10 protein-coding genes are annotated in these 13,897 nt (G+C 66.8%); 3 read left to right on the forward strand and 7 right to left on the reverse strand.

Features of this window, described 5'->3' with window-relative positions; translation table 11 throughout:
- Positions 1-119: 119 nt before the first annotated feature.
- Positions 120-3,446: a DEAD/DEAH box helicase gene (locus tag JOF57_RS14790; RefSeq protein WP_209917622.1), complete on the reverse strand. Its 3,327-nt coding sequence runs from the start codon at positions 3,444-3,446 to the stop codon at positions 120-122.
- Between the two features lie 97 nt (positions 3,447-3,543).
- Here JOF57_RS14790 and JOF57_RS14795 point away from each other — a divergent pair, with 97 nt between their 5' ends.
- Positions 3,544-5,349 (forward strand): N-acetylglutaminylglutamine amidotransferase, encoded by a 1,806-nt coding sequence (locus JOF57_RS14795; protein WP_209917623.1) that lies wholly within the window; start codon positions 3,544-3,546, stop codon positions 5,347-5,349.
- Positions 5,346-7,133: an N-acetylglutaminylglutamine synthetase gene (ngg, locus tag JOF57_RS14800; RefSeq protein ID WP_209917624.1), complete on the forward strand. Its 1,788-nt coding sequence runs from the start codon at positions 5,346-5,348 to the stop codon at positions 7,131-7,133. The genes JOF57_RS14795 and ngg overlap by 4 nt, the downstream gene beginning before the upstream one ends.
- Before the next feature lie 99 nt (positions 7,134-7,232).
- On the opposite strand, the gene JOF57_RS14805 is transcribed toward ngg, so the two are convergent.
- From JOF57_RS14805 to map, 4 genes are all read right to left on the reverse strand, one after another.
- Positions 7,233-7,796, reverse strand: coding sequence for an alpha/beta fold hydrolase (locus tag JOF57_RS14805; protein ID WP_209917625.1), 564 nt, complete (start codon positions 7,794-7,796; stop codon positions 7,233-7,235).
- 63 nt (positions 7,797-7,859) lie between these two features.
- A complete protein-coding gene (locus JOF57_RS14810; RefSeq protein WP_209917626.1) occupies positions 7,860-8,534 on the reverse strand; it encodes a hypothetical protein in 675 nt (224 codons plus the stop codon).
- 9 nt (positions 8,535-8,543) lie between these two features.
- Positions 8,544-10,049 (reverse strand): cobyric acid synthase, encoded by a 1,506-nt coding sequence (locus JOF57_RS14815; RefSeq protein ID WP_209917627.1) that lies wholly within the window; start codon positions 10,047-10,049, stop codon positions 8,544-8,546.
- Positions 10,050-10,059: 10 nt separating this feature from the next.
- Entirely contained in the window at positions 10,060-10,917 is an 858-nt protein-coding gene (gene map, locus JOF57_RS14820) for a type I methionyl aminopeptidase (protein ID WP_209917628.1), read from the reverse strand.
- Positions 10,918-11,033: 116 nt separating this feature from the next.
- On the opposite strand from map, the gene JOF57_RS14825 reads away from it, so the two are divergent.
- The gene (locus tag JOF57_RS14825) at positions 11,034-11,414 is read left to right on the forward strand and encodes a PaaI family thioesterase (protein ID WP_209917630.1); all 381 of its coding nucleotides are present in this window, start codon (positions 11,034-11,036) and stop codon (positions 11,412-11,414) included.
- Positions 11,415-11,427: 13 nt separating this feature from the next.
- Here JOF57_RS14825 and JOF57_RS14830 read toward each other — a convergent pair whose 3' ends face one another.
- On the reverse strand, positions 11,428-12,015 hold the full coding sequence (locus tag JOF57_RS14830) for a DUF1707 SHOCT-like domain-containing protein (RefSeq protein ID WP_209917632.1): 588 nt from the start codon (positions 12,013-12,015) through the stop codon (positions 11,428-11,430).
- 23 nt (positions 12,016-12,038) lie between these two features.
- Positions 12,039-13,862, reverse strand: coding sequence for a penicillin-binding transpeptidase domain-containing protein (locus JOF57_RS14835; protein ID WP_209917634.1), 1,824 nt, complete (start codon positions 13,860-13,862; stop codon positions 12,039-12,041).
- Positions 13,863-13,897: the final 35 nt, after the last annotated feature.

A 13,897-nucleotide genomic window follows, 5' to 3' on the forward strand; every position in this document is an offset into this window, starting at 1 on the left:
CCTGTAAAAGGTAGGACAACAGACCCAAAAGGTTCTATTGTCGTGTGGCGTTTCTACGCGGTGGTCTCGATCGTCGAGATCATCAGGTCGACACCTCCGCTACCGCAGTATCCCGGTGATCAGGCGAGTAGTTCGCGGATGTCGGAGGCGGAGATGGTCGAGCCGAACAGCTCACCGTCGTCGACCACCGCGGCGAACAGGGCCCGCTTGCGGTCCTGCAATGCCACCACTTTCTCCTCGATGGTGTTCTCCGCGACCAGGCGGTAGACGCTGACCGGGCGGGCCTGCCCGATCCGGTGGGCCCGGTCGACGGCCTGAGCCTCGGCCGCCGGGCTCCACCACGGGTCACACAGGAAGCAGTAGTCGGCGGCAGTGAGGTTGAGACCGAATCCACCCGCTTTCAGGCTGATCAGAAACACCTGCTTGGCGCCGGCACCGAATTCCTCGATGGCTCTGGCCCTTCCGTCAGAGTCGACGGAACCGTCGAGGTAGCTGTAGGCGATACCCGCCGAATCCAGATGCGCCCGGACGATGGCGAGGAATCCGGTGAACTGGCTGAACACCAGCGCACTGTGCCCCTCTGCCACCAGCTGATCGAGCTGTTCGACCAGGAAGTCGATTTTGGCCGACCCCACTGAGCGGGCAGAGTCGTCGACCAATCCCGGATGCAGGCTCAGCTGACGCAGCAGGGTCAGCGACCGGAAGATCTGGAACCGGTTCTTTTCCCAGTCCCCCAGCAGTCCCAACACCTTCTGACGCTCCCGGGCCAGCCGCGTGTCGTAGATCTTGCGATGCTTGGCACTCAGGCCGATGGTCAGCACCTGCTCACTCTTCGGTGGCAGCTCGGTGAGCACCTGACTTTTCGTCCGGCGCAACAGCACCGGTTTGATCCGCCTGCGTAACACCGGTAGCAGATCGTCGGCAGTTCCCGATTCGATCGGCTTACGAAAATAGGTCTCGAACACCTTCGGTGACGGGAACAGCCCGGGCACCGTGATCGACAGCAGCGACCACAACTCCATCAGGTTGTTCTCCATTGGTGTGCCGGTGATCGCCAACTTGAACGGCACGTCGAGGAGCCGAGCGGCCTGATGCGTCTTGCTGTGATGGTTCTTGACGAACTGGGCTTCATCGAGAATCATTCCGGCCCACGGAATTTGCGAGTAGGCCGCCACGTCCATGCGCAGCAGCGTGTAGGAGGTGACGACGATGTCCGCCGCGGCCACCTGTTCGGCCAGGTCCACGGCTGCCCGGGCAGCGGTGGAGGTCACGACCACCGCGTTCAGACCAGGGGTGAACTTGCTGCATTCTGACACCCAGTTGCGGGCAACGCTGGTGGGCGCCACCACCAGAAACTTCCCGGCGCCACCGCTCACGGCACGCGCGAGGAGTGCCAGGGTCTGCACGGTCTTGCCCAGACCCATGTCATCGGCGAGGATGCCGCCGATTCCGTTGTCCCAGAGGAAGGAAAGCCAGTCCAGGCCGTCACGTTGGTAGTCGCGCAGTTCGGCATCAAGGCCCGCCGGCAGTTCGATCGGCACCGGCGGACGAGCGGAGGCCAAGCGCGCCAGATTGGCCCGCCACCGCGCGAGCTGCTCGTCGACGACGCCGAGCTCAAGCAATTCGTCCCACAACGTGATGTTGAGTGATGCGGCGTTGACCCGGTCCCCGTCGATCTCGCCGAGCGCGCGCGCCTCGTCCAGCAGTGCCCTCAGCCGGACCAGTTCCGGGGTGTCGAGCCGGAAGTAGATACCCGACGGCAGCAGCATATGCGTTGCCCCAGAGGATAATTCACGAATGACCTCGGGCAGTGCCACCGTCTCGCCGTCCACACTCACCGTGACGTTCAGGCTGAACCAGTCACCCGGAACGGAGGTGTCCCCGGAGAACGACAGCACCGGGTCGGCACCGGCAGCACGGTAGCGGTCATTGGCGTCAACGATCAGATCCGAGAAAAAGTCCAATTGCGGCAGGGTCTGGTCACACAACACTGCGGCCTCCACCGCGGTGAGGTTCACCCCGCCCAGCAGCGTGCGTCGGGACGCCACCGTGGCCGCGTCCAGGGCGCTCGCAGCGTTGACGATGGCCCGCAACTCGTGGACGGCGTCGGTGTCGAGCGTCGTGGAGATCCAGCGATTGACATGCTGTGCCGCTTGACGTTTCCAGTCCTGCGCGGCCGCCGCGACTGCCCGCAAGGCCGGCATCGCCCGCTGCCAGAGCTCCTCCTCGGCGGCGATGTCGCGGTACCCGATCAGCCCGGCCGACGACACCGGGTCGAAGTCGTGATGCTGATCGTTGACCTCGTACCGCGTGCTCCAGAAGACTCGCGCACCGCCGTCGACGATGTTGACGGTCAACGCGGCCAGCGGGCCGGTGATGGTCGGCGGTACGAAGACGCCGTCGGCGACCTCCATGTCCACGCTGCGGGCCAGGCGGGGCAAAATGTCCACCGCGAGTTCACGAGCCATATCGGCGGGGATGTGCACCTGCTCGTGATGGCCCAGTAGTTCGGCCATGGTGCGCCCGGGAACCGGATCGAAGGCACCCAGCCGTAGCACCGAATCGACAACCTGAAACATCCCGTGCGGAGCCGGCATCCCGATCAGCCCGACGCCGTCGGGGTCGCGTTCCTGCCCATCGACGACCAGGGACACCGACATCACCGCACCGCCGCCGCCCTCGGCGGCGAAGTCCAACCGGAGGCGGACGTTCTTGGCCAACTCGACCGCCCGGATACCTGACGCGGAGTCGGCCAGGATCGTGACGCCTGCATCCAGCACGTCGTCGAGCCTGGGCCACAGGGTGGCGGGCATTCCGTTGAGCATCATCGGATCGCCGCCTCGCGGCGCTGAGTAGCGCTCTATCTCCGACACCAGCGCCCGCACCGCCCGGTACTGGTCGCGATCGAACTCGCCCGCGTCGGCGTAGTCCACGAGTCGGCGCCACGTCAACGCCCGGGTGATCCAGGTGCCCCGTTTGCCGAGGGAAAGCGGGCGCACCATCAGCAACGTCCCTGGGCGGTACCGGGTGGGGGCACCGATGGAGAATTCCAGCGCGATCGGTTTGCCGCCCCCGGCGGGGACGGTGACCTCGTCGAGGACCTTGTCGAGCACGTAACGCCAACGCTCCACCGGCGGATCCGCCGTGCCTGAAGGCGCAGCCACGAGCACCAGGGCAACCGCATGTTTGCAGAACGACCCCACGGGGCATGAACACAACGCCCACTCGACGACGGCCCGACTTCCCGGCGACAGCCCGACCTCAAGGACGTAGAGCTCACCATGCGAACCCACACAGCGTCCGCGCAAAACTCGATCGTCGTCATCGAACTCGATGTCCCGGACGCGACCCTCGGCGGCATAGCATTCACCGCGCACGATCGACTGCGCGCCGAAATCGCGAATCAGCTCGTCACGGGCAATGCCGAAGCCGAATCCAGGCCTCATGTGAGCAGGATAAAGGCACCTCCCGACATCTCCGGGTCACACCCCCGACACACCGCGGCTGACGCGCCGCCGACAGATCCTGTGTAGGGTCGAACTGATGTGTGGAGCCGCCGGGGAGGTGCGTCTCGATGGCCGGACACCGGATATTTCCGCGGTGTCGGCCATGGCAGACGCGATGACGCCCAGGGGTCCGGACGCGGCCGGTGTGTGGTCGCAAGGCCGGGTCGCGCTGGGTCATCGTCGCCTGAAAATAATCGATCTGACCGAAGCCGGCGCCCAGCCGATGGTCGATCCCGAACTGGGGTTGACCGTTTGCTGGAACGGCTGCATCTACAACTACCAAGAGCTGCGCCGGGAGCTGTCCGGGCACGGCTACCGGTTCTTCTCGCACAGCGACACCGAGGTGTTGCTCAAGGCCTATCACCATTGGGGTGACCGGTTCGTCGAACACCTGATGGGGATGTTCGCGTTCGCGATCGTCGAGCGTGACACCGGCCGGGTGCTGCTGGGCCGCGACCGGCTGGGCATCAAGCCGCTCTACATCACCGAGGACAACCGCCGGATCCGGTTCGCCTCGTCACTACCGGCGCTGCTGGCCGGCGGCGGCGTCGACACCCGGATCGATCCGATCGCGCTCCACCACTACCTCACCTTCCATTCGGTGGTGCCGCCGCCGTTGACGATCCTGCAGGGCATCAAGAAGGTGCCGCCCGCGTCCGTCGTCGCGATCGAACCCGACGGCAGCCGCCACACCACGGTCTACTGGTCACCGGACTTCACCCGGCACGCCGACCGGGCCGACTGGTCGGAAAAGGATTGGGAGGACGCGGTACTCGAGTCGCTGCGGCGTGCTGTCGAGCGTCGACTGGTAGCCGATGTGCCCGTCGGTTGTCTGCTGTCCGGCGGCGTCGATTCCAGCCTCATCGTCGGACTGCTCGCCGAGGCCGGCCAACACGGGCTGTCCACCTTCTCGATCGGTTTCGAGTCGGTCGGCGGAGTGGCCGGCGACGAGTTCATGTACTCCGACATCATCGCCGAGCACTTCGAGACCGACCACCACCAGATCCGGATCGGCACCGACCGCATGCTGCCCGCCCTCGACGGTGCGATCGGCGCGATGAGCGAGCCGATGGTCAGCCATGACTGTGTGGCCTTCTACCTGCTCAGCCAGGAAGTGTCGCGGCACGTCAAGGTGGTGCAGTCCGGCCAGGGCGCCGACGAGGTGTTCGCCGGTTACCACTGGTACCCGCCGATGGCCGAGCCGGGCGCCGCCGACCTGAACGGTTCCGTGGCCAGCTACCGCGGCGCGTTCTTCGACCGCGACAGCACCGGAGTAGCCGCGCTGATCAGCGAAAGTTACCGCGCGGAGGGCGACCCCAGCGGGGCATTCGTCACCGATCATTTTGCAGCGGCAGGCGCGCAGGGCGGTGTCGATCGGGCCCTGCGTCTGGACACCACCGTGATGTTGGTCGACGACCCCGTCAAGCGGGTCGACAACATGACCATGGCGTGGGGGCTGGAAGGCCGGGTGCCGTTCCTCGATCACGAGCTCGTCGAGTTGGCCGCCACCTGCCCGCCCGGCCTCAAGACCGCGTACGGGGGCAAGGGTGTGCTCAAACAGGCTGCGCGCCGGGTGATCCCGGCAGCTGTCATCGACCGTCCCAAGGGATACTTCCCGGTCCCGGCGCTGACCCACCTCGAAGGGCCGTACCTGGATCTCGTCCGAGACGCGCTGTTTGCGCCAGAAGCCAAGGAGCGCGGCCTGTTTCGTCCCGAGGCCGTCGACCGCCTGTTGGCCGACCCGAACGGCAAGCTGACCCCGTTGCGCGGCAACGAGTTGTGGCAGATCGCGCTGCTCGAGCTGTGGCTGCAGCGCCACGGCGTGACGGGATCCGCGGCGTGACCGCCACCGAGCATGACGCGTCGGCCCCCTCGTCGGTGCCCGATCACACCGAGGCGATCACGCTCGGCCTGCACGACGCCTCACCGCAGCATCTCGTCGACGCCATGGCCAACGATGTGGTGCTAGAACTAGGTTGGGGCCGACTCATTTTCGGGCAAACCTTCGCCGACCCCGAGCAACTTGCCGAGGTACTGCAGCAGGAAGGTCCGGGCCGCCGCGACATCTGCATCTACGCCCGCGAATCGCACGTGCTGGTGGCCCGCTCCCCCGCCGAGTTGTTCATCGACCCGAGCCACACCTACCGGCTGCGGTTCACCGACGAATTGGACGACGCCGAACCGGTCGGGTTCTCCGTGCGCACGCTGCAGACACCGGCCGATGCCGACGCGATGAACCGTGTGTACGTCCGGTGCGGAATGGTCCCCGCCCCCGTCGACGTCATCTGGCACAACCACACCCTGACCCCGGCAGTGGTCTACCTCGTCGCGGTGCGCGACGACGACGGCACGGTGGTGGGAACGGTCACCGGCGTCGATCACAAGCGGTTGTTCGCCGACCCCGAGGACGGGTCAAGCCTATGGAGCCTGGCGGTGGATCCCGCGGCAGGCCTGCCCGGAGTCGGTGACGCGCTGACCCGGACCCTGGCCGGGATCTTCCGCGAGCGAGGCCGGGCCTACCTGGACCTTTCGGTGGCCCATGACAATTCCGCCGCGATCGCGCTGTACGAGAAGCTCGGTTTCCATCGGGTCCCGGTGCTCGCGGTCAAACGCAAGAACGCGATCAACGAGCCGTTGTTCACACATCCGCCGGAGACGGTCGACGATCTGAATCCGTATGCCCGCATCATCGCCGACGAGGCGATGCGCCGCGGCATCCGGGTCGAAGTGCTCGACGCCGGCGCCGGTGAGATGAAGTTGTCGCACGGTGGACGCAGCATCATCACCCGAGAGTCGCTCTCGGAGTTCACCTCTGCGGTGGCCATGGCGCGCTGCGACGACAAACGCCAGACCCGGCGGATCGTTTCCGACGCCGGCATCACGGTACCCAAGGGCCGGCTGGCCACCTTCGGCAACGAGGATCACGACTTCCTGTCCGAGGTCGGCGACGTGGTGGTAAAACCGACCCGCGGCGAGCAGGGCAAGGGCATCACCGTCGGGGTGGACGGCGATGAGGAGTTGGACGCGGCGCTACACCGGGCGCGCGAGCAGTACCCGGAGGTGCTGATCGAACAGCGCGCTGCCGGCGACGATCTTCGCCTGGTGGTGATCGACGGCAAGGTGGTGGCCGCAGCGATCCGCAAGCCCGCCGAGGTGATCGGCACCGGAAGGCACACGGTGCGCGAGCTCATCGAGACACAGTCCCGGCGTCGGGCCGCGGCCACCGGCGGGGAATCGCGCATCCCGATGGACGACGTCACCTTGGGAACAGTTGCCGACGCCGGCTGGTCGCTCGACGATGTGCTACCCGAGGGTGAACGCCTACGGGTCCGGCGGACGGCAAATCTGCATCAGGGCGGGACAATTCACGACGTCACCGCCGAGGTGAACCCCGAGCTGTGCCGGGTGGCGGTGGCCGCGGCCGGCGCGATCGGCATCCCGGTGACCGGGATCGACCTGCTGGTACCCGATGTGACGGGCCGCGAGTATGTCTTCATCGAGGCCAACGAACGTCCCGGGCTGGCCAATCACGAGCCACAGCCCACGGCGGCGGCCTTTGTGGATTTCCTGTTCCCGCAGCAGCCTGGTTTGCCACAAGCCTGGACGCCTTCGGAGGCGGCTGACTGAGCGCCCGCGCGAAGCCGGGCCGCCGCTTTTTCACAGTTGTTGTCACTCCAGCGTGACTCTCGAGGTCGGGCGTCACTCCAGCGTGACTCTGGGCGCTCGTCACCAACTACTGGTGCGCATCACGATCTCGGCTGCCAACTGCGCGGTCGAGTCGCCGGCATTGCGTCGGCCCGGCATCTCCACCAACCGAAAGTCGCCGTAGACATAGCGCTGGCTGGCCTTGGCCACGGCGCGGGCCGCGGGAGTGCTCACCAGCACGGTGGTGTTCATCTCCACTGGAGGGCATTCGTCGTCGCGGATCACGCCCGTGGCGTCGGCGACGCGTGGGTGCCCGCGATCCACCACCACCAGGCCGATGAACTTGTCCAACCGGGTAGCAGCCAGCTCCCAGGCGAGTTCTCCCCCGAGCCGGTCACCGACCAGCAGCGCCCATTTGATGTCGAGCGAATCGAGAATGCCGACCACGGACTTGGCAGTCAGTCGCGGATCAGGTCCGATGATCACTGTGCGCAGGGACGCGGTGTGCAACCGTCGACATATTTGTTCGTAGGCGGCCGGACCATGGTGGCCGGCGCTCAGCACCACCACGGTGGAACCCGTGTCGGGTCCCGAGACGTCGACGGGTGTGGTGAATCCGTCGATCGTCGCGACGGTGGTAAGCATTCGGACAAACTACCGTCCAGTAGCGACGTGCGGGCCGGAATCACCATTGTCCTGACGCCTGCGTCAGCGTGTGTCCAGACGCTGGGCCTGGGCGCCGAAAATGTCCAGAAATGTCTGCGGCAATGCACCTTTGGCGGTAACCGATGGATTCTGCGTCGGGAACGCGATGCCGAAAACCGCCCAGTTACCAACGTTTTCGAACGCGAAGAAGATGCTCTGCTCGCCACCACCCAGGCGCATGGTCTGTTGATAGGCCAGCGCCGATGCGCGCGGTGTGGCCAGCTTGGTGGTGGTCATCGGGATGCCCTGGTCCGACGGATCGAAGTAGGTCGAGAACTGCGCACAGCGCTGCGCGGTGGCCGCCAGGCGGTCCAGTGGCAACGGTGCGGTCATCACGGTCAGCACCACGCGCGCCCCGTCGTAGGCGACGATGTACTGCGCGGCGCTACCGGGACCCCGCTCGGCGGATTCGGCGATCACCCGCGTCAGCCCGTCACTGCATCCGGCCGGAGTGGACAGCATCGGTGGCGGCCCGCCCGATCCACCCGGACCGGCACCGTCCTCGGTCAACCGGTCGAACTGCACGCCGGGCGGGAAGTCGGCGGCTGTCAGCAACACCTTCTCCAGGATGGCGCCCGGCCAGGTGGGCGTCCCGGCGACCACGGATGAGCAGCCGGACACCGTCACCAGGGCGGCCAGCCCGACCAAAACTGCCACCGACCGATGGCGCCGACTCATCTGCCCAGGTTACCGGCGTGGGCCGACGAGCGCAGTGTTCATGGTGGGTCGCGGTGGGGGCCCATCCCGCACCAGGCCCATCACAGCGTCGATGTCGAGATGTGCGGCCAACAGGTCGGCCATGAGGTCCAACTGGGCGTCCCGCCGGCCCTGCACGTCGATGTCATCGGCAACCACGAACCCGTCGCGACCGGCTCCGGCGGCGATCTCGGTGAGCCAGGCACGGCGTACGTAGTCATTGTCGAGCAGGCCGTGCCAGTGAGTGCCGTAGACCATCCCGCAGCGCAGCCCGACGCCGAGCCAGTCATCGGCCGCCGTACGGGTCACCTGCCCATGATGAATCTCGTAGCCCCACAGGGGTTTTTCCCAGTGCCGCAGGGTCTTCTCTGGGGCGAATTCGATGTCGGCGTCGAGCAGACCAAGACCCTCGACGGAGATCGGTCCCGCCGCCCCGTGCTCAACGGCGTCATCGATGCGGCGACACAACATCTGGAACCCACCGCACACCCCGAGCACAGGCCGTCCCTGGGCGGCGTGATCGAGAATGGCCGCGGCCAGACCGCGTTGACGCAGCCACGCCAGGTCGCTGACGGTGGCCTTGCTGCCCGGGATCACCACGAGGTCGACGCCCGACAGGTCGGCGGCATCGGCCACCCAGCGCACCACCACGCCCGGTTCGCAGGCCAGGGCCTCGATGTCGGTCGAGTTGGAGATGCGCGGCAGCCTGACGGCGGCGACCGTGAGCGTCTGCGCCCCGCGAGGTGGTTGCGGTGTGCCCACCAGCCCGCCGGGCCGAACCGACACCGAATCCTCGGTGTCGAGCCAGATTCCGTCATCGAACGGGATCACGCCGTAGGTTGGGCGACCCGTCAGCTCGAGTAGCTGACGCAGTGCGGGCTCGAGGAGGGCCGGGTCGCCGCGGAACTTGTTGACGACGAATCCCGCGATGAGCGCCTGGTCCTCGGGGGCCAGCACGGCGACGGTGCCGTGCAGGTGGGCCAGCAGACCGCCGCGGTCGATATCGCCCACCACGATGACCGGCAGGTCTGCCGCGCGGGCCAGCCCCATGTTGGCCAGGTCGGTGGCGCGCAGGTTGATCTCGGCCGGTGACCCGGCCCCTTCACAGATCACCACGTCGAATTCGGATCTCAGCGAGGCCAATTCGTCGGCGACGACCGTGGCGAGCCGGTCCCGGTGGGTGAAGTAGTCGCCCGCGGCCACGGTTCCGGCCACCTGGCCGCGGACCACCAACTGCGAGGTGCGGTCCCCACCCGGCTTGAGCAGGATGGGATTGAATCGGGTGCTGGGCGCCAGCCCTGCGGCCCTGGCCTGCATGGCCTGAGCGCGGCCGATCTCGCCGCCGTCGACAGTCACGGCCGAGTTGTTCGACATGTTCTGCGCCTTGAACGGCGCCACGGACACACCCGTGCGGGCCAGCAACCGGCACAGACCCGCCACGACCATCGACTTGCCGGCATCGGAGGTCGTGCCGGCGACCAGCAGTGCCCCGCTCACGGTGCGTTGTTCACGGCTGGGTGAGGATCTCGGCGCCGTCCTCGGTGACAACCAGGGTGTGCTCGAACTGTGCGGTCCACTTGCCGTCCTTGGTCACCACGGTCCAGTCGTCGCCCCAGATCTCGTAGTCCAGCGACCCGAGGTTGATCATCGGTTCGATGGTGAAGGTCATGCCCGGTTCGAGCACGGTCTCGACGGCAGGCTGATCGTAGTGCAGCACCACCAGCCCGTTGTGGAACGTCGTGCCGATGCCGTGCCCGGTGAAGTCACGAACAACGTTGTAGCCGAACCTGTTTGCGTAGGCCTCGATCACCCGGCCGACAATCGAGAGGGCACGCCCGGGTTTGACCGCCTTGATGGCGCGCATGGTCGCTTCGTGGGTGCGCTCGACGAGCAGCCGATGTTCCTCGGAGACATCACCGGCCAGAAAGGTGGCATTGGTGTCGCCGTGTACGCCGTCGATGTAGGCGGTTACGTCGATGTTGACGATGTCACCGTCCTCGATCACGGTCGAGTCCGGGATGCCGTGGCAGATCACCTCGTTCAGCGAGGTGCAACAGGATTTGGGAAATGCCTTGTAGCCCAGAGTCGAGGGATAGGCACCGTGATCGATCATGTACTCGTGGGCGATGCGGTCCAGCTCATCGGTGGTGACGCCGGGCGCCACGGCCTTGCCGGCCTCGGCCAGGGCAGCCGCCGCGATCCGTCCCGCGACGCGCATCTTCTCGATCACCTCGGGGGTCTGCACCCAGGGCTCGCTCCCCTCCTGCACGGTCGACTTCCACGCGTACTCCGGTCGCGGGATCGACTTGGGGACCGGCAGGGTCGGTGACTGGACGCCGGGGCGCAAGGCGGTACGAACTGGCATGCGGACAGCTTAATCGTCAGCCCATCGGCGATGCCTGCCGCGGTGACACCGCAGGAGAGCACCCCTCTCGGCAACCGGTAATGGTGTTACCGTACGAGGATGATTGAGGCCCGGCGATGACCGAAACCGCTCATGTGCTGCAACTACTGGACTACCGCGAGGTGGAGTCGACCACCGACCGGCTGGTGCTGGAGATGGACAACCGGCCCGATCTCGCCAATGTCCGCGGCGCCCTGCAAGGCGGGCTGGTGGCCACCCTGATCGACATCGCGGCGGGCATGCTGGCCGGCAATGCCAGCGGTGTGGGCTATGACGTGACGACCGCCGACCTCAACATCCACTTCCTGGCCCCGATCATGGGCACCGCCCGCGCGGAGGCCAAGGTGGTGCGGGCCGGTAAACGGCTCATCGTGACATCTGTCGATGTCACCGACGTCGACCGCGACCGGCTCGCGGCCCGGGCGACGCTGACGTTCGCGGTGCTTGAGCCGCGTTGAGGAGCGCTGCAGATCAGGACCGGCGCAGCGTCAGCTTCCAGTTCCGGCGCGGCCCACGGATATCTACCGAACCGCACACCACCTTGCCGGTGAGGACGATGTGCGGGGTGCCGTCGGCGGGCGCGTCGCGGCGGTGATCGTCGGCGCTGCCCACGATCACCTCGACATCGTCGATCGAGGCGCTGGCGCCCTCGGGCAGCCTGATCTCCAGGGACCCGAATTTCATGTCCAGCTCGATGACCACCATCGGACCGGCAAACCGGGCCCGGGTCAGGTCCAGCTCGACCGAACCCATCCGACGCACCAATGCCAGCCGGGTCGGAACCGTCCATTCACCCTGGCGTTTCAGCGAACCGAGCACACCCCGCAACTCGACACGGTCGGCGGCGGTGGTGACGATCGCCCCTGGCCCGGGCAGGTCCCCCACCAATGCATCAAGGTCTGAATGCAGCCGGGCCAGCGACACCATTGCCGAACGCTCCTCGAACTCGGCGATATCAATCAGGCCGAGCGCAACCGCATTGTGCAACCTGCGCATGGTCCCGTTGCGGTCGGCATCGGAGACCCGCAGCTCCACGGATTGTTCATTGATCCCTGTCATGGCAGGTTCAACGGTACCGCCGTTCAGGCCAGGTAGGCCGGGGGTAGGCCGTCGAACATGGTCTTGCACATCCGCACCGCGTACTCCGAACTGCCGCCGCCCACGATCAGCGCCGCAAATGCCATGTCACCGCGGTAACCGGCGAACCAGGAGTGCGAGCCTCCGATGAACTCGGCCTCACCGGTCTTCCCGCGCACGTCGCCGAGCCCGTTGAGATCCTTGGCCGTGCCGTTGGTCACCACCAGCCGCATCATCGGGCGCAGTCCGTCCACCATCTTGGGGGTGATCGGGGCGCCCGCACCGTCGACCATGGTCTGGCGCCCCTCGATGAGTCGAGGCACCGGCGTCCGGCCCGCCGCGACTGTCGCGGCCGCCAGCGCCATTCCGAACGGGCTCACCAGCACCTTGCCCTGACCGAAACCGTCCTCGGTGCGCTCGGCCAGGTCCACCGTCGGGGGGACCGAGCCGGTCAGCGTGGTGATGCCGTCCACCTGGTAATCGGTGCCGATGCCGTAGCGTGCGGCAGCCTGGGTAAGGCCGCGCGGGGGCATCCGGCTGGCTAGCTCACCGAACGTGGTGTTGCACGAGTTGGCGAACGCTCGCGACATCGGCACCGCGCCCAGGTCGAATGCGTCGTAGTTGGTGACCGTCCGGTGCCCGATGTCCAGGGTGCCCGGGCAACCCAAAAGAGTGTTGGGCGTTGCCATGTCGCGCTCGATGGCCGCCCCGGCGGTGACCATCTTGAAGGTCGATCCGGGCGGGAACTGCCCCATGGTTGCGAGCGGTCCGACGGCGTCGGCGGCCGCGTTCTGAGCGACCGCCAGGATCTCGCCGGTGGACGGTTTGAGTGCGACGATCATCGCCTGCTTGCCCGTGGTGTTGACCGCGTTCTGTGCGGCGTCCTGCACGGCGCGGTCCAAGCTGATGGTGATCGACGGTGCCGGATCGCCTGCTACCTCGTTGAGTACTTCGACGTCGACACCGTTCTGGTTGACGCTGACGACCCGCCAGCCCGGCTGCCCGTCGAGCTGGTCGGCCACTGATTTCTTGACCTCGTTGACGATCGCGGGGGCGAAAGTTTCGTCGGTGGGCAGTATTTCGGGCTGTGGGGTGATGACGACGCCGGGCAGCCGGCCGATGGCGGGCGCGATCCGGTCGTTGTCGGCTTGGCGCAACGTGATCAGGCTCATCGGCTGCGCCGATGAGCTGGCCTGCTCGGCAAGTCGCTGGGGGTCACCCAGGGCAGGGTCGAAGCCGCGCAGTGCGTCGGCGACCGCCCGGGCCGTCGGCATCAGCGCGGAACCGGCTGCCCTGGCATCCAGCCCGTAGGCATAGATGTAGCCGGGCACCAGCACATCGGTACCGCCACGCTCGTTGACCGATGCACGTCGCGGTGCGTCGGCCCGCAACGCGAATGTCTGGTGTTCGCCCAGTTTCGGGTGCAGCCCGGTCGCACTCCAGCGCACTTCCCAGCGGCCCTCCTCGCGGATCAGGTTGAGCTGCCCGTCGTAGGTCCAGGTGCGGTTCTTCGGCAGGTGCCAGGTGTAGCGGTAGGCGACGCTGCCGGTGTCGCCGGTGTACTTCGAACCCAGGATTTGCGCGTCCAGCCCCGTGGCCTGCACACCGTTCCACGCTTCGCTGAGGGCGGTCTTGGCATCGTCGGGCCGGTCGGCCAGCTCCGCGGCGGCGGCGGTGTCACCGGTGGCCAGTGCCGCGAAGAACTGTTCGGCGGCGGACTCGGGACCGTCGGGCCGCGGGGTGCAGGCGCTGAGCGCCGTGGCCCCGAGGACCGCGGTGACCATCAACAAGCCTGCGGTCCGTGTGACTGATGATGTTTGAGTTGCCATTGAGGCTGATGTTAGAAACGTGGACGCCGGTTTCG

It is taken from the genome of Mycolicibacterium lutetiense (assembly GCF_017876775.1).
GTDB lineage: Bacteria > Actinomycetota > Actinomycetes > Mycobacteriales > Mycobacteriaceae > Mycobacterium > Mycobacterium lutetiense.